This window comes from Nocardia sp. NBC_00511 (genome assembly GCF_045161165.1).
In the GTDB taxonomy this organism is placed as follows: Bacteria; Actinomycetota; Actinomycetes; order Mycobacteriales; family Mycobacteriaceae; genus Nocardia.
This window is the reverse complement of the sequence record NZ_CP107849.1, coordinates 6,444,870-6,460,638: the sequence shown is the minus strand read 5'-3', so window position 1 is coordinate 6,460,638 and position 15,769 is coordinate 6,444,870. Positions and strand designations below refer to the sequence as shown.

Below are 15,769 nucleotides of genomic sequence, written 5' to 3'. Positions count from 1 at the left end.
GGTGCTCGCGTTCGTGTCCGTGCCAGTGCCTTCAGGGCGGCCTGCCGGGTGGGCAGGGCCTTGTGGCTGCTGGTCGTCGTTCGTGTCGGACACGCGCTACCCCTCACTTCGGCGGAGATGTGATTCGACGGTCAGCCTACTGAGCATTCCGGGCGTCGGTGCAGAATGATCGGCATGACCTCCTTCGGTGGCCTGCTCGGCCCGCAGCCCGTCCTCCTTCCGGAATTCACCGACGCGGAAGACGCGCTGCTCGAGAAAGCGGACCCGGTGCAGGTCGCGGCCGCTCATCCGACCGCGTCGATAGCCTGGGCCTACCTGGCCGAAGCCGCCTTCGAGCGGGGTGAAGCCGCCGACGGCGAGATCAACCACGACATTATCGCGGCCTACGCGTTCGCCCGCACCGGCTACCACCGCGGCCTGGATCTGTTGCGTCGCAACGGCTGGAAGGGATTCGGCCCGGTGCCGTGGAGCCACGAGCCGAATCAAGGTTTTCTGCGGAGTGTCGGCGTGCTGGCCAAGGCGGCCCGCGCCATCGGCGAGACCGACGAGTACGCCCGCTGCCTGGACCTGCTGGAGGACTGCGACCCGCGGGCCGCCGCCGAACTCGGCCTGGACTGAATTGACCAGTGGCCTAGGCGAAACCCTCGACGCTGCCCGCGAGAGCAGCGTCATGCGCATGCGCAAGGCGGCCGACCGGGTGCGGTCGTCCTTGCTGCCGATCGCCCAGTGTGCGATCGGCGCCGGAGTGGCCTGGTTCATCGCGCACGATGTCATCGGCCACGAGCATCCATTCTTCGCACCGATGGCGGCGATGATCTCCATCGGTGTCTCCTTCGGCGCCCGGCTGCGGCGCGCGGTCGAGTTGATCGTCGGGGTGGCGGTCGGCATCGGCATCGGCGACCTGTTCGTCACCCAGGTGGGCACCGGCGGCTGGCAGATCGTGCTGCTGGTGTTGATCGCCATGAGCGCGGCCGTCTTCCTCGACGGCGGCCCGGTGATCACCATGCAGGCCGCAAGTTCCGCGGTGCTGGTGGCGACCCTCTATCCACCGGGCAACGGCGGTGCCGCATTGCGCATGATCGACGCGCTGGTCGGCGGCCTGGTGGGCATCGTGGTGGTGGCCGCCATCCCGCTGCATCCGGTGCGCCGAGCCCGTGAGCAGGCGGCCGGGATCCTCGGGGTGATGGGCGCCGCTCTCACCGAATGCGCGGACGGCCTGCTGGAACAGGATTCGACGAAGATCAAGACCGCGCTGGAGGCCGCTCGCGGCACCCAGGGTTCCATCGACGCGCTCCGCAACACGCTCGAGGGCAGCCGCGAGATCATTCGAATGTCCCCGCTGTACTGGAACTCTCGCTCACGCCTGCAACGGCTGCGCGACGCCTCCGATCCGCTCGACAACGCGGTCCGCAATTCGCGGGTCCTGCTGCGCCGCGCCCTCACCTCGGTGCGCGACGACGAGGTGCTCAATCCCGGCCTGATCGTCGAGGTCGAGAAGCTCGGTCAGGCAGTCGATGTGGTGCGCCGGATGATGCTCGCCGACCCGGACGAGAAACCCGATCCGGCGGAGGCGACCCGCGTGCTGCGCTCGGTCGGCAAGGCCGCGACCAAGGACCTGGTCGAGGGCGCGGGCCTGTCCGCGCACGTGGTGTTCGCGCAAACCCGTTCCATCGTGGTCGATCTCATGCAGGTGTGCGGCATGCGCCGCCTGTCGGCGATGGCCCTGCTGCCGCCGACGGTCCCGCACCCGTACGTGACGCCGATCGACTGAAACGTGAGTAGCGCACTACTCGCGCCGATCCGACTGTGCCGCTCTACCGTTCGAAGCACAGGCCGGACTCACGAGGGGTAAGCCCGGCTCCCCGGATTCGCGACCGCGCCGTCGCGAATGGGGCCGCCCGGTTCTTCGGAGTCATCCGGGCGGCCCACCCGCGGGTCAGGTCCAGAAGCGGGTCAACCGGCTGCCCATCGACCACCAGCCGCCCTGCAGCCCCGACAGTTCGAACAGCCAGTTGATGGAGTCGAAGAAGATCTGGTTGAGCTGCGGCGTGAACAGCAGCGCGAACAGGATCAGAATGCCGAACGGCTTGATCTGATCCAGCGATCGCCGCGTCTGATAGCTCAGCGACGGCTCGATGATCCCGTACCCGTCGGTGCCCGGGATCGGCAGCAGGTTCAGCACGGTCGCCGTGATCTGCAGGAACGCAAGGTAACTCAGCCCGAACCAGAACGACTCGTGCGAATTCAGGCTTCCGTAGAACCGCACGATCACCAGCAGCACGACCGCGCACACCGCGTTCACGGCAGGTCCGGCCGCACTGAGGATCCGCTGCGTGCGTGGACTGAAATTGTGCGAGTGCACGTACACCGCGCCACCCGGCAGCGCGAACCCGCCCAGCGCGATGAACAGCACCGGCAGCCCGATCGACAGCAGCGGGTGACTGTATTTCAACGGGTTCAACGTCAGATACCCGCGCATCTCGACCTCGCGGTCCCCGGCCCGCCACCCCACGAAGGCGTGCGCGAACTCGTGCAGGCAGACCGTCACGATCCAGCCCGCGACGACCATGATGAAGACCCCGAATTGAGCCTGCCGCGTGCCGTATTCGGCGTCCCAGGCCAGGGCCCCGCCCGCGACCGTGATCAGCACGACGAGCAGGAAGATCGGACTGGGCCGGATCGCTCCGGTGGCCCGCCCCACGGCGCTCGGATAGTTCACGTCTGCTGCTCCCGTCGAGCGGTCGGCCGGATGGCGCGGTCGGTTACGGACCGGTCGTCCGCGTCCCCATTCTGCGGGGTGATCAGCGAACCAGCAGCCACGGCTCGTGGTTGCGATAGAAAGTCGATCGTTTCACGACCCGATCGGTGGTGATCCCGTCCCGGGTGACGATGCCGCCGCTGGTCCCCAGCTGCACGGCCCGGCCTTCGACCCAGCGCTTCTTGCGCAGCCCGCGCTGCACGGTGGCCTGTAGTCCCGGCAGTTCCGGCATCGGCGAAATGTGCAGGGCCGCAACCTTTCCGGTGAACAACCGGGTGTCGTCGACGTAGGCCTCGCCCTCGAGTTTCGCGCCCTGTTCGCCGACGATGGTGGCGCGGCCGATCAGCACCTTGCCGGTGTCGTCGCGGATCAGCGGGGTCTCGGTGGCCTTGCCGTCGATGGCGCGTTTGGCGGCCGCGGATCCGGTGCCGGTCTCGTAGGCGCGCGACCCGTAGGTGCGGTCGACGGGCACGTAGCCGATCTCGACGTGCAGGCGTTCGGTGCGCAGCAGGTGGGTGAGCACCGCGGCCAGTCCGGCGTCCTCACCGAGCACGATCAGCCGGGGCAGGCTGTCGGCGGCCATCACGGGCAGCAGTTCGTCCAGCGCGCTGGTATCGGGAATCGCCGCGGTCTGGGTCAGGGGCAGGGATGCCAGGGCAATGGGTACGGGCGCGCCGTCGCAGCGGAGAACATGGGTACTCAACTGCCGAACACCCTCCTCTGGATCACGGACACCACTCGCCTCGCTGCGTCTTTCGATGGAACCCCCTGCCGGCTCCCTCTCCCCGTGCCACCATAGCTCTGTCGCACAGGCCGTGCCGTTCTCAATGCGCATCCGTTACGTCTGATTCGCCAGTGGGCGGGCCGCACACCTGCCCGGATGTGGCCATCCAGTAAACTGACCCTCCGGCCACCGCCTTCTGACGGCGGGTAGCTGCAGCATCGTGGGTGCTGCGCGTCGATCCCGTAGGAGACACCACATGCCGGCAATCGTGCTGATCGGCGCCCAGTGGGGCGACGAAGGCAAGGGCAAAGCAACCGATCTGCTCGGCGACCGCGTGCAATGGGTGGTCCGCTACCAGGGCGGCAACAACGCCGGTCACACCGTCGTGCTGCCCAACGGTGAGAGCTTCGCGCTGCATCTGATCCCGTCCGGCATCCTCACCCCCGATGTGACCAACGTCATCGGCAACGGCGTCGTGGTGGATCCGGGTGTGCTGCTGGCCGAACTGGCCGGTCTGGAAGAGCGCGGCGTGGACACCTCCCGCCTGCTGCTCTCCGCGGACGCGCACCTGATCATGCCGTACCACGTGGCCATCGATAAGGTCACCGAGCGCTTCCTGGGCAACAAGAAGATCGGCACCACCGGCCGTGGCATCGGCCCCTGCTACCAGGACAAGGTGGCGCGCGTCGGCGTCCGCGTCGCGGACGTGCTGGACGAGAAGATCCTCACCCAGAAGGTCGAGGCCGCACTGGAATTCAAGAACCAGGTGCTGGTGAAGATCTACAACCGCCGCGCGCTGGACCCGCAGCAGGTGGTGGACGAGGTGCTGGAGAAGGCGGAGGGCTTCAAGCACCGCATCGCCGACTCGCGGCTGCTGCTCAACGAGGCCCTGGAGCGCGACGAGATCGTGCTGCTGGAGGGTTCGCAGGGCACCCTGCTGGACGTCGACCACGGCACCTACCCGTACGTGACCTCCTCGAACCCGACCGCGGGCGGCGCGGCCGTGGGCGCGGGCGTCGGCCCGAACAAGATCACCACGGTGCTCGGCATCCTGAAGGCGTACACCACCCGCGTCGGCTCGGGCCCGTTCCCGACCGAACTGTTCGACGAGTCCGGCACCTACCTGGCCAAGACCGGCGGTGAGGTCGGCGTCACCACGGGCCGCGCGCGCCGCACCGGTTGGTTCGACGCCGTGATCGCCCGCTACGCCACCCGCGTCAACGGCATCACCGATTACTTCCTCACCAAGCTGGACGTGCTCTCCAGTCTGGACACCGTCCCGATCTGCGTCGCCTACGAGATCGACGGCGAGCGGGTCGAGCAGATGCCGACCACGCAGACCGACTTCCACCACGCCAAGCCCATCTACGAGGAGATGCCGGGCTGGTGGGAGGACATCTCCGGGGCCCGCACCTTCGAGGATCTGCCCGCCAACGCGCAGGCGTACGTGAAGCGGCTGGAAGAGCTTTCGGGCGCGCGCATGTCGTGCATCGGTGTCGGCCCGGGCCGCGACCAGACCATCGTCCGGCACGACATCCTGGCCTGATCAACGGTCGTACAACGTGATTCGCCCCGGCGCATTCGATTGCGCTGGGGGCGAGTCGTTTTCAGGCCCGGCTCTGGGTGGCCGCCGTAGTCGGTTCGAGCACGCTCTGCAGTGGCGCGATGGCCGCGGTGAGCGCGTCGCCGCCGTCGGTCCAGCTCACGCCCGCGGGCTGCGAGGTGAGCACCACCACGGCGTAGCGCAGCGGCTGGCCGGCGCCGGTGCCGACCAGGCCGGTGGTGTCGAGGGTGGTCTCGTCGTCGAGGGTCATCCAGCCCTGCTTGATCGCCCAGCTGTCACCGGTGAGTCCGTCGGGGATGCCGAAGAACTGGTCGGTGCCGTCGGCGGCGGTCTGCTCCGCGCCGCCGAGCGCGTTCATCAGGATGTCGCGGGACGGTTCGGGGACCACCGTGGTGATGTAGTGGTAGACGCTGACCACGTCCGCCGGGGTCATCAGGGTCTCGCCCCATTCGTCGGGGTCGGTGGGCGCCTGGGTGCCGGTCAGGCCGATCAGGTCGACCATCCGGTTCACGATGTCGTTGCCGCCGTTGGCATCCCACAGGCCGTCGGCGATGTCGTCGTCGCTGGCCGAGAGCATCTGCGAGACCTCCGCCGCGGTATCCGAATCCGGTTGCCAGCCTTGGCTGTCGAACGCGTCGAGGGCGATCAGCAGCTTCACGACGGACGCGGTGTAGAACTGCTGCCCGGTGTCGAGGCCGACGAGCGTCGCGCCGGTGGTGGTGTCGGTGACGTCGATGCCGACCTGGGTGCCGGGTTCGGCGGACTGGATGGCCGCCTGCATCTGCTGCGCCAGCTGGGTCGCCGCGGCCGGGGTCAGCGCCGTCGCGGACTGCGCGCTCGCGGCGGTGGTGGAACCGGTGCCGGACTTGGCCGCGATCGCCGCCGTCGCAGCGGTCGTGGCGGGTGTCGCCACGGTGTGGTGTGCGTCCGCGATGGCGATCGGCGCACCCCACAGTGCCGCAGCCGACACCGCCGCCACGCACACCCCGGCGGGCACCGCCCGCCGCCACTGCACCCCCGCACGCTTCCGGTTTCGACTCATACCTGGTTAATCGTTCGGGGGCTGCCTGCATACGGTGAGCCAGCTGCGAGAAAGCTGTGAGACTTCGCGCCGGGAATCAGTAGCAGGTGAGCGGCGACAACGGGTCTCCGGCGTGCGGCGTGAGACCCACGTAAGCGGCGGCGATGGACTTCACCGCGATGCGGATATCGGCTTCCTCGTGGGTGAACGGCAGCCGGATGAACCGCTCGAACGCGCCCTGCACACCGAACCGGGGTCCGGCCGCCAGCAGCACACCGTGATTGGGTGCGGTGGCGGCGAGCGCGGTGGAAACGGGCGCGGGCAGCTGCGCCCACAGCGACATGCCGCCGACGCCCGGCGTGACCCGCCAGTCGGGAAGGTCCTCGCTGAGCGCGTCGAGCAGGGTGGTGCGGCGCGAACGCAGCTGCTGCCGCCGGTTGGTGAGGATCTCGTCGGCGTGCCGCAGCAGGTGGACGGTGGCCAGCTGGTCCATGACGGGCGTGCCGAGGTCCACGGTGGAGCGGGTGCCGAGCAGCTTGGTGATCAACGGCTGATTGGCGCGCACCCAGCCGACCCGCAGGCCGCCCCAGAACGACTTCGACGCCGAACCGATGGTGACGATCTCCGAGCCGCGCGCGAAAGCCGCCACGGGCGGCGGGGATTCGAGCTCGGTGAGGTTCAGGTCCACCATGGATTCGTCGACGATCACCGTCATCCGGGTCTCGCGGGCGATGGCCGCGAGTTCCGCGCGGCCCTCGACGTCCAGCAGGTGGCCGGTGGGGTTGTTGAAATCGGGGATCAGGTAGGCGACGCTGGCCGCGGTCTGCCTTGCGGCACTGCGGATTCCGTCGAGATCCCAGCCGTCGGGCCGCATCGGCACCGGCACCGGGCGCGCGCCGACATCGCGGATCGCCTCGATGGCGTTCGGGTAGGTGGGGTGCTCGATGAGGACCCGTTCGGCCGGGGTGGTGAGCACATTGAGCAGCAGGCGCAGGCCGTGCTGTGCGCCCAGGGTGATGAGGATCTGGTCGGGTTCGGTGGGCAGGCCGCGGTCGGTGTAGCGGCGCGCGAGGGCCTCGCGCAGCATGAGCACGCCGACCGGGTCCATGCCGTGGGTGCCGAGGTAGGTCGGAAGACCTTGCAGCGCAAAGGAGTATGCCTCGGTCATCTGCACCGGGGCGGCCATCGCGGCATAGGTCATGTCGATGGTCGGGACCTCCGGCTGCGCCATCATGGCCAGGATGCTGCGTGCCGGTTTGGTGCCGTCGTGCACGACGGTCGGCGGCAGCGCCACCGTGCTGCGCGAGCCCTGCCTGCTGATCAGGTAGCCGTGTTCGCGCAGCAGCGTGTACGCGGAGGTGACGGTGGTGCGGCTGACGGCGAGGCTGGTGGCCAGGTCGCGTTCGCTGGGTAGCGCCACTCCGAGTGGTGCGCGCCCGTCGTGGATGAGCAGTCGAATGCTCTCCGCCAGTGCCACATACGCGGGCCGTGCCGTCCGCTTGCCATTGTCCGCGGCCCGGGTGGGCTCGGTCGGAGCGGTGGATTCGTCGTGCCGCCACCGGCCCAGGTCGCGGGTGAGGCTGGCCGCCCCGATCACTCGTGTTGCCATACAGGCCAGTATCAGGGCACTGGATATTTTCTTCAAGTCCAGCTGGATTCACCATTGGGTGCATGCTCGCACTGCTCGCCTCCCTCCTGATCGTCGCCGTGTTCGCCGGCGCGGTTTACTACTTCGCCCCGAAATCCGGCGAACGCTGGGGTGTCATGCTGGAGCGCTACCGCCCGCACGCCCCCATGTCGGACTGGTCAGTCGGCGAATTCGAATCGTCGCGCCAGCACGCGGACCTGGCCGCCCTGGCCGCCCGCCAACCCGACCCGAACCCCACCGCCTGGCCCCGCCGTCTGCGCCGAGCCGCCCCCGCGGTCTCTCGCCTCTCCGAAATCCCGTGCCGGGGAGAAACGGTCCAGTTTTAACCAACTGGCCCGCAACAAGTCCACCTGCTCGGACTGGCCTGCCCACCCGATCGTGCTGCGCGGTCTGTCGGACCCAGCAGGCACACTGGGTGGCATGTCCGCCCCGGCCCGCCCCCAGGCGTCGGCGACGCTCTTCGACACCGCGATCGGCACCTGCGCCATCGCCTGGAGCGCCACCGGCGTACTGCGCTTCGCCTTCCCGGAACCCGACCTGGAAGACGTCCGCGACTACATCCTGCACAAGCACCGACTCGTAGACATCCAGGAAACCGCCCCGGACGCGGAGATCACCCGCGTGATCGACGGAGTCCGAGCCCACCTCGCCGGCAACCTCGACGACCTCCGCTGGATCCCCCTGGCCCCCAACCTCTTCAACGATTTCGACCGAGCCGTCTACACCGTCACCCGAGCCATAGACCCCGGCCACACCCTCAGCTACGGCACCGTCGCAACCCGCATCGGCCACCCCGGCGGCGCCCAAGCCGTCGGACAATCCCTGGGCCGCAACCCCATTCCCCTGATCATCCCCTGCCACCGAGTCCTCGCTGCCGACAACGCCCTGACCGGCTTCTCCGCCCCCGGCGGCATCGACACCAAGGTGCGCCTACTCGAAATCGAACGCACCCCCGGCTTCGGCGAACCCACCCTGTTCTGAATCGCGCGGTCAGGCTCCGGCTTTGACGATCGGGCCGTAGTAGACGACCGGGAAGCCGGTGCCGGTGCAGAAGACCCAGACGTCCGCGCCGGGGGTGAAGTGCAGGTAGAGCGGGCGGTTGGTGACCATTCCGGTGACGGGGTCGGAGCCGACGAAGGGGGGTTGGAGGCTCCAGCCGCCGCAGTTCCACCACTCGTTCTCGGGGACGTCGATGCGGATTACGCCGCCGGGTTCCGGGGTGGGAACCGGCGTGGCGGAAGCGGTCTGGGCGGTGAGGAGGCCGGTCGCGAGGACGGCTCCGGTCAGGGCTGCGGTACGTAGTGCGGTTTTCATTCGATTCCCCAATGGTGTGGTCGGGCGGCGGAAAAGCTCGGTGCCGCTGGCTGATTCGAGGCGGTCAGAGGGCTCCGCCGAGGAAGAAGCCGGCGCTTCCGCCGGCCGCGCCGCCGAGGGCGCCGCCGATGGCTGCTGCGGGGAGGCCGACTGCCGCGGCTCCGGCGGCCGCGCCTACGGCGGCGCCGATGAGGGCGCCGCCGGCCATGCCGCCGGGGATGTCGATGGGGGCGGTCCAGGGCAGGACGGTGGCGCTGATCGTGCCGAGGCCGAAGCCGATCGCGGTGCCGACGGCGGCACCGGCCAGGCCGCCCGCGATTCCGCCCGCAACTGCGACGGGGATGCCTGCGGCGGCTGCGCCGAGGCCGGCGCCGATGATGCCGCCGCCCAGGGTGCCCGCGGCGATCTTGTCGGAGCGGCTCGGGTTGACGCCGATGGAGTTCAGGCCGGTGGCGAGGGCGGCCTCGGTGTTGGCGGCTACGCCGTTCACGGTGTCGAGGGCCGGGTCGGGGAGTTGGTCCGGAGCGGGGGCGGTGAAGTCGCCGATGCGGACGGTGCGGGGCGGCGGGGCGATCGGGGCCACCGGGGCCACGGGGGCGGGGGCGTGCAGGGCGCCCAGGTCGACCGCCGGGGCCACGTCCCGGTTGGGGATCGGGCGGTAGTTGGCCGGGATCGGGTAGTCGGATTGCGGCTGCGGCTGGACCTGCGGCGCAAGGGGATTCGGGGTGGTGGTGACGCCGGGCTGTACCGGGCGGGGCTGGTGGCCGAGGCGGTCCTGGTCGGCGGCGGGGGTGGTGACGCCGGGCTGTACGGGGCTGGAGGTGATCGCGCGGGGGCCGGTGATGCCGTCGCCGGGGTTACCGGCGGCGGGCGGCTGTGCGCCTTCGGCGGGTGCGGCGGCCTCGGGGCCCGAGTGGCCGGGTGCCGGGTGGCCGGGTGTCTGCGGCGAGCTGGACTGCCCCGCTGCGGTATTCGGCGCGGCGGTGTCGGCCGCGTGGTCGGTGGTGCTGGAGCAGCCCACTGCGACCGCGAGCGGGATCGCGCCCGCGATGACGATGCGCCGGGCGATTCCGGCCTTCATTCCCTGATGCCGACGACTCACGTCGAAACACCCACCTTCCGAACATTATTCGATCGACTCGGCCCTGCGGGCCGTCCTGTCACATTTGGTGATTCGCACTCGGCTGGCGGCCGGCGTGCCGCACTTCCGGTAGGCGGGGCCGTCCGATCCGCGCGAAGACGAATCGGAGGACCTGCCGAGAACCGCACTCGATCAGCGAATCGGCTTACCGGACAGCGCTTCTGGATCGACCTGGCGATTGTCGTGCCGATGGCCGCCGGACCGCTCCTCGCCGTAATTTCAGGGGTGCGAACCTGCCGCCGCCCGCGCTCGGGCGGCGGCCGAAGAACTAGAACGCGCCGTTGACGACCGTGTCGACGTCCGCGCCACCGATGACCGCACCGATGCCGCCGCCGACCACACCGCCGACCACCGCGACCGGAATGCCCACGACCGCAGCGCCGATCGCCGCACCGGCCGCGGCCCCGGCCGCAGCGCCGACACCGAGTCCGATGAGCGCGCCGCCGCCGACCATCGCCGGTGCCTCGGGCACCGCGATGGCGGCACCGATCCCGCCGGTGGCGGCGGCTGCCGCGCCCGCGGTCGCCACGAGCACGCCGGTGCCGATGCCCGCACCGATGGCCGCGCCCGCGGCCGCGCCGGCCAGGCCGCCGATGCCGGCTCCGACCAAGCCGCCGCCGATAGCGGCCGCACCACCCAGCAGTGCGGCACCGGTGACCGCGCCCGCAGCGCCCATGGCGGAGATCTTGTCGGAGCGCGACGGGTTGACGCCGACCGACTGCAAGAAGGTTGATGCTCCCGCTTCGAGATTGGCGGACGCGTCGTTGACCGGGTTCAGGATGTCGTCCGGCACCTCGTCGGGAGCCGGGGTGTAGAAGTCGCCGATCCGCACGGTGCGTGGCGGGGGCGCGATGGGTGCGACCGGTGCCACGGGCTCGGGGTAGTGCAGTTCCTGCCAGTTCACGGCGGGGGCCGGTTCGGTCTGGACCGGGACGGGCCGGTGGTTCTCCGGCACGACGTATTCGACCTGCGGCGAGGTCGGTGCCGTCGGACCGACGGTGGTGCCGGGCTGCCGCGATTCGGAATTACCGGCCGCACCCGGTGAACCCGCGCCGGGCGCGATGACCCCGGGCTGCGGCACGGCCTGCGCGACCGAGGCGCAGGCGATGGCCATGGCCACCGGCAGCACGCCGACGGCGGGACGGATGGCGTTGCGGAATACGCCGGTATTCATTTCTCGATGCCGACGGGTCACGCCGAAAACACCACCCTCATCAGATTGGAACGTCTCCCCTGTGGCGTCCAGCAGGCCACTCGGCGGGATGTTAACTGATAGGAAGCTGTGTGATCCAGTGCGGAAATCGGCTAGGGCACCCGTGACGTAAAAGGGCGAGACATTTCACACATAAGTCCAGGTAGTCGACGTGTCAACCACCTTCCGGGCTTAATTATCCAATTTGCCCGAAGATGACCCGCTCCGCATGAGATCCGCGAGCGCTTCCCGATCAGTGACGTCGAGCTTGATGCACGCCCGATACAGATGCCCCTCGACGGTGCGCACCGACACCGTCAGCCGATCCGCGATCTGCCGGTTGGACAGTCCGGCCGCGACCAGGTTGGCGATCTCGCGTTCCCGCGAGGTCAGCGGGAGCGGTTGCGCGGACTGTCGCAGCGCGGGCGTGGACGCCCCGCCGCAGGCGGCGGCCAGCCGGTTGGCGGCGGCCGCGGACTCCAGTAGCCGCCGCCGATCCCCGGCGCGTTCGTGGGCGTCGGCCGCCTGCGCGGCCGCGTCCGCCGCCGACAGCAGCGCCCCGATGTCCTCGAATTCGGCTGCGGCGGTGTCCAATCCGGGTCCGTCGTGGGCGGCGACGGCGACCGCGTGCCGGGCCTGCGCCTGCACCAGGCGGCCGTCGATGCGGGCGGCCAGGTCGGCGAGCCGCCCGGCCACCGTGTGGTCGCCGAAGCGGGCCGCGGTGTGCAGCGCGATGGCCTCGATGGCGTGCTGATGCGACCGTGCCGCCAGGTCGGCGGCGCTGAGCGCGAGCCGGATGGCCGGGGTGACGGTGCCCTCGGCGGCGGCCTGCTGGGCGCGCGCGAGTTCGAGCAGGGGTTCGTAGACGGCGCTGTGCCGTCCGCCGCGTTCGGCCGCGGCGGCGATGGATTCGGCGGCGTCGGAGGCCCGCCCCAGCGCCGAATACGCTTCGGCCAGGCGGAGTCTCGCCGGGAACATCCAGGCGGCCGCGCCCTCGGTGGTGAGGGCCGCGAGGGCCTGTTCCAGGTTGTCGATGCCCTGCGGGAAGTGTCCCTGGGCCACGTCGACGGTGCCCTGCAGGATCTTGGTCATGCCCCAGGCCAGGTATTGGCCGGGGGAGGAGTAGCCGTAAGAGCTACTGGCGCAACGTCTCGCGGCGTCGAGTTCGCCGGTGAAGGTGAGCGCCAGCACCTCCGCGTGCGTGGACATGAACCGGTTGAGCCCGTCGATATGCGATTCGACCGCGTGCCCGCGGGCCGCGTACCGGCTGGCGGCCTCGCCGCGCCCCATCAGCGCCAGCGCGAGTCCGCCGCCGAAGGCCGCCCACCACACCGCCCACGGGGGTGCGTCGGTGGCGGCCATGACGGGTTCGGCGAGCGCGAACGCCTCGTCGAGCTTGTTCTCGTTGACCGCGGTCGCGGAGGCCAGACCGTCCAGGGTGGCAACGACTTTCGGGTGTTTCGCCCGGCTGCGCACCTGTTCGAGGACGGCGTCGGCGCGGTCGGCGTCGCCCATGGACCACAGCAGGTTGGAGACCCGGGTGCTGCCCCAGCGGGCCAGCTGCACCTCGTTCAGCTGGTCGGGGTCGAATCCGGCGAGGGTGCGTTCGGCTTCGATGCGATGCCCCTGCCACAGCAGGGCCCGGGCCAGCAGGTCGGCGGCCTCGACGCCACCGCGGCGTTCCACGGCGGCGCGCGCGAAGCGTTCGCCCAGTGGCAGATTCGCCAGTCCGATGGCGTCCGCGGCGGCGGCCTCGAACAGTTCGAGGTCCGCGGATTTGTCGCTGTCCAAAGCCAATTCGGCGAGCCGGATGCGTTCGGCGGCGGAGTGCACCGGCCGGTCCTTGAGCGAGGAGTACAGCCGTCCGCGCAGTCGCCGTGCCGACGCGATGCCCAGGCGCCGCCGGATCACCTCGCCGAACAGCGGGTGGTTGTAGCGCACCAGCAGCTGGCGGCTGTGCTCGACAATCCTGATGAGACCGCGTGATTCGGCCGATTCGACGGCCTCGTCCCCGGCGAGTTCGGACAGCACGTCGAGGTCGATGGGTTCGCAGAAGGTGAGCAGTTCCAGCACCCGCAGTACCGCTTCGGGCAGCTGCTCCACCCGATCCTCCAGCAGCGCAGCCAGTTCCGAGGTGACCGCGGCCCGCCCGCGCAGCTGCCACACCCCGTTGACCTGCCGCAGCGTCCCGGCTTCCAGCGCGCCCTCGATGAGGTGACGCAGGAAAAGCGCGTTGCCGCCGGAGGATTCCCACATCAGGTTGGCGGTGAAGCCTTCGAGTTGCCCGCCGAGCATGGATTCCGCGAGTTCGATGCTCTGCCGCTGGGTGAACGGCCGCAGGTCCATGCGCAGCAGGTGCCCGTCCTTCCACAGCGAGGTGACCGCGTCGGGCACCTGGACGCCGCTGCGCACGGTGGCGACGATGTGGGCGGCCTTGTCGATGGCCAGTTGCAGCAGCAGGGTGGCGGAGAGCTGGTCGAGCAGGTGGGCGTCGTCGACGCCGATGATGGTGTGCCCGTCGGCGAGCAGGGCTTCGCGGGCGGCGGCCATGAAGGTGACCGGGTCGTGCGCGGTGTAGACGCCGACCATGTGCGCGAAGACGCCGAGTGGGATGCTGCGCGCGGATTCGGTGCCCGCGACCCAGCGGATATTGCCGCCGACGGCGGCGGTGGCCTGCCGGGCGAGGGTGGTTTTGCCCACTCCCGCGTCGCCGGTGAGGACGGTGCCGACCACGTCGTTGCCGGTGAGTGCCGAGGTGATCGCTTCGAGTTCGCTCTCCCGCTCGACCATCGGCCAGTTCCGAGCCATGGGTTCAACTGTAGTGCGCGAGGGCTTCGTGAGCAGTGGGAACGACCGCCGGGGGAACCGGCGATTTATTCGTTGACCAGCCGTAATCCGGGGCTGCGGACCTGTCGGCGGTCGACCAGCCAGACCATGACGGTCTGGTCGGCGGCCGGGTCGAGGGTCGCCACCTCGATCTCGACCTCGCCGCGCAGCGGGTGCGCGACGGTCAGCACCAGCGAGCGGCGATCGGTGACCAGGTGCTCACGCCAGCGCCGATCGAACTCGGGGTACCGACTCAGGGTGGCGATGGTCGATTCGATGGCGGTGTCGTCCGGGAAGCGGGTCTGCGCCGCACGCAGCGCGGAGGCCACCAGGTCGGCGAGGGCCGACCAGTTCAGGAAGACCTTCTGCGCCGCCGGATGCGCGAAGACGTAGACCGCGAAGTTGCCGTGGATCTCGTCGTCGAAAAGGCCGAGGGGTTCGGCGAAGTCGCGCCAAGCCGGGTTGTAGGCCAGCAGGTTCTGCCAGCGGCCGATCATGAAGGCCGGGGTGGGCTGGAGGGCGTCGATGACGGCCTGCACGGTCTCGGAGACCTCTTCGCGAGCCTGCCCGCTGGCGGGGCAGCTGGTCTTCTGTTCCATGCTCATGGCCAGCTGCCCGAAGTGATGGCGTTCGATCTCGTTGAGCCGCAAGGCTTCCGCGAGTGCGCCGAGCACCGCCATGGAGGGGTTGGTGTCGCGTCCCTGTTCCAGGCGGGCCAGGTAGTCCGCGCTGACTCCGGCGAGGGCGGCGACTTCCTCGCGGCGCAGGCCGGGGGTGCGCCGGCGGCGGCCAGCGGGCAGGCCGACGGTTTCGGGTTGCAGCTGGGCGCGCCGGGCGATCAGGAATTCGGCGAAGTCGGATCGGGACACCACTCCATAGTGCCTGTTCCCGGTCTTGTTATCCCAGCCCTGTCAGTCCCTGGATCACCACGGTGTGGATAAGCGGACCGAAGTCCGGTTATGGTGGTTGACATGACGACTTCCGAGCAGACCACTCTCGCACCCGGCGCCTGGACCCTCGACGCGGCCCACTCCTCGGTCAACTTCACCGTGAAGCACCTGGGCATCTCCAAGGTCCGCGGCCGTTTCAACCGGTTCGAGACCGCCTTCGTGGTGGACAACACCGGTGCCGCCGCCATCGAGGCCACCATCTGGTTCGACTCCTTCGACACCGGCAACGAGATGCGCGACGGCCACGTCCGCAGCGCCGACATCCTCGATGTCGAGAACCGCCCGCACCTGACCTTCCGCGTACCGGAGCCGGTCGCGCTGACCGAGGAGTTCCAGGTCGTCGGCGAGGCCACCATCGGCGGCATCACCAAGCCGGTCACCCTCGACGTCGAGTGGGGCGGCGTGCAGGTCTTCCCGCAGGACAACAAGGAGCACGCCGGCTTCAACGCCACCGGCACCATCAAGCGCAGCGAGTTCGAGGTGGCCCCCGGCCTGCCGACCGCCATGCTCAGCGACAAGATCGCCATCGAGCTGGACATCCAGCTCGTCGCGCCGGACGCGTAAGCTTCGACGCTCGGACCCCGAATCATCAAGCGGCGGCATCGTTTACGATGCCGCCGCTCGGCTGTTT

15 protein-coding genes are annotated in these 15,769 nt (G+C 69.7%); 6 read left to right on the top strand and 9 right to left on the bottom strand.

The features are described from left to right. The first annotated feature begins 174 nt into the window (after positions 1-174). Both OG300_RS30220 and OG300_RS30215 read left to right on the top strand, forming a co-directional pair. Positions 175-618 carry a DUF3151 domain-containing protein gene (locus OG300_RS30220; protein ID WP_405486787.1) on the top strand — a complete coding sequence of 148 codons (444 nt, stop codon included), beginning with the start codon at positions 175-177 and terminating at the stop codon, positions 616-618. Between the two features lie 58 nt (positions 619-676). Continuing rightward, positions 677-1,771 carry an FUSC family protein gene (locus OG300_RS30215; protein WP_405498732.1) on the top strand — a complete coding sequence of 365 codons (1,095 nt, stop codon included), beginning with the start codon at positions 677-679 and terminating at the stop codon, positions 1,769-1,771. A gap of 165 nt (positions 1,772-1,936) precedes the next feature. On the opposite strand, the gene OG300_RS30210 is transcribed toward OG300_RS30215, so the two are convergent. Both OG300_RS30210 and OG300_RS30205 read right to left on the bottom strand, forming a co-directional pair. Next, complete coding sequence (locus OG300_RS30210) at positions 1,937-2,719, bottom strand: site-2 protease family protein (protein WP_405486785.1); 783 nt, start codon at positions 2,717-2,719, stop codon at positions 1,937-1,939. 82 nt (positions 2,720-2,801) lie between these two features. Beyond that, a complete protein-coding gene (locus tag OG300_RS30205) occupies positions 2,802-3,461 on the bottom strand; it encodes a hypothetical protein (RefSeq protein WP_405486783.1) in 660 nt (219 codons plus the stop codon). Between the two features lie 277 nt (positions 3,462-3,738). On the opposite strand from OG300_RS30205, the gene OG300_RS30200 reads away from it, so the two are divergent. Beyond that, entirely contained in the window at positions 3,739-5,028 is a 1,290-nt protein-coding gene (locus tag OG300_RS30200) for an adenylosuccinate synthase (RefSeq protein ID WP_405486781.1), read from the top strand. Positions 5,029-5,089: 61 nt separating this feature from the next. Here OG300_RS30200 and OG300_RS30195 read toward each other — a convergent pair whose 3' ends face one another. Continuing rightward, a complete protein-coding gene (locus OG300_RS30195) occupies positions 5,090-6,088 on the bottom strand; it encodes a hypothetical protein (protein WP_405486779.1) in 999 nt (332 codons plus the stop codon). Between the two features lie 76 nt (positions 6,089-6,164). Beyond that, entirely contained in the window at positions 6,165-7,676 is a 1,512-nt protein-coding gene (locus OG300_RS30190) for a PLP-dependent aminotransferase family protein (RefSeq protein ID WP_405486777.1), read from the bottom strand. A 62-nt stretch (positions 7,677-7,738) separates the two neighbouring features. Between OG300_RS30190 and OG300_RS30185 the strand changes: the two genes are divergently transcribed. Further along, on the top strand, positions 7,739-8,041 hold the full coding sequence (locus OG300_RS30185) for a hypothetical protein (RefSeq protein WP_405486775.1): 303 nt from the start codon (positions 7,739-7,741) through the stop codon (positions 8,039-8,041). 94 nt (positions 8,042-8,135) lie between these two features. Continuing rightward, positions 8,136-8,696 carry a methylated-DNA--[protein]-cysteine S-methyltransferase gene (locus tag OG300_RS30180; protein WP_405486773.1) on the top strand — a complete coding sequence of 187 codons (561 nt, stop codon included), beginning with the start codon at positions 8,136-8,138 and terminating at the stop codon, positions 8,694-8,696. A 9-nt stretch (positions 8,697-8,705) separates the two neighbouring features. Here the strand turns inward: OG300_RS30180 and OG300_RS30175 are convergent, their stop codons facing one another. The 5 genes from OG300_RS30175 to OG300_RS30155 all read right to left on the bottom strand — a co-directional run bounded on the left by OG300_RS30175 (position 8,706) and on the right by OG300_RS30155 (position 15,057). Beyond that, the gene (locus tag OG300_RS30175; RefSeq protein WP_405486771.1) at positions 8,706-9,029 is read right to left on the bottom strand and encodes a hypothetical protein; all 324 of its coding nucleotides are present in this window, start codon (positions 9,027-9,029) and stop codon (positions 8,706-8,708) included. 64 nt (positions 9,030-9,093) lie between these two features. After that, positions 9,094-10,131, bottom strand: a complete 1,038-nt coding sequence (locus OG300_RS30170; protein WP_405486769.1) for a hypothetical protein — start codon at positions 10,129-10,131, stop codon at positions 9,094-9,096. A 307-nt stretch (positions 10,132-10,438) separates the two neighbouring features. Then, positions 10,439-11,344: a hypothetical protein gene (locus tag OG300_RS30165; RefSeq protein WP_405486767.1), complete on the bottom strand. Its 906-nt coding sequence runs from the start codon at positions 11,342-11,344 to the stop codon at positions 10,439-10,441. Positions 11,345-11,554: 210 nt separating this feature from the next. After that, complete coding sequence (locus OG300_RS30160; RefSeq protein ID WP_405486765.1) at positions 11,555-14,170, bottom strand: LuxR C-terminal-related transcriptional regulator; 2,616 nt, start codon at positions 14,168-14,170, stop codon at positions 11,555-11,557. Positions 14,171-14,235: 65 nt separating this feature from the next. Continuing rightward, entirely contained in the window at positions 14,236-15,057 is an 822-nt protein-coding gene (locus OG300_RS30155; protein WP_405486763.1) for a helix-turn-helix transcriptional regulator, read from the bottom strand. A 102-nt stretch (positions 15,058-15,159) separates the two neighbouring features. On the opposite strand from OG300_RS30155, the gene OG300_RS30150 reads away from it, so the two are divergent. Continuing rightward, positions 15,160-15,702, top strand: a complete 543-nt coding sequence (locus tag OG300_RS30150; protein WP_405486761.1) for a YceI family protein — start codon at positions 15,160-15,162, stop codon at positions 15,700-15,702. Positions 15,703-15,769: the final 67 nt, after the last annotated feature.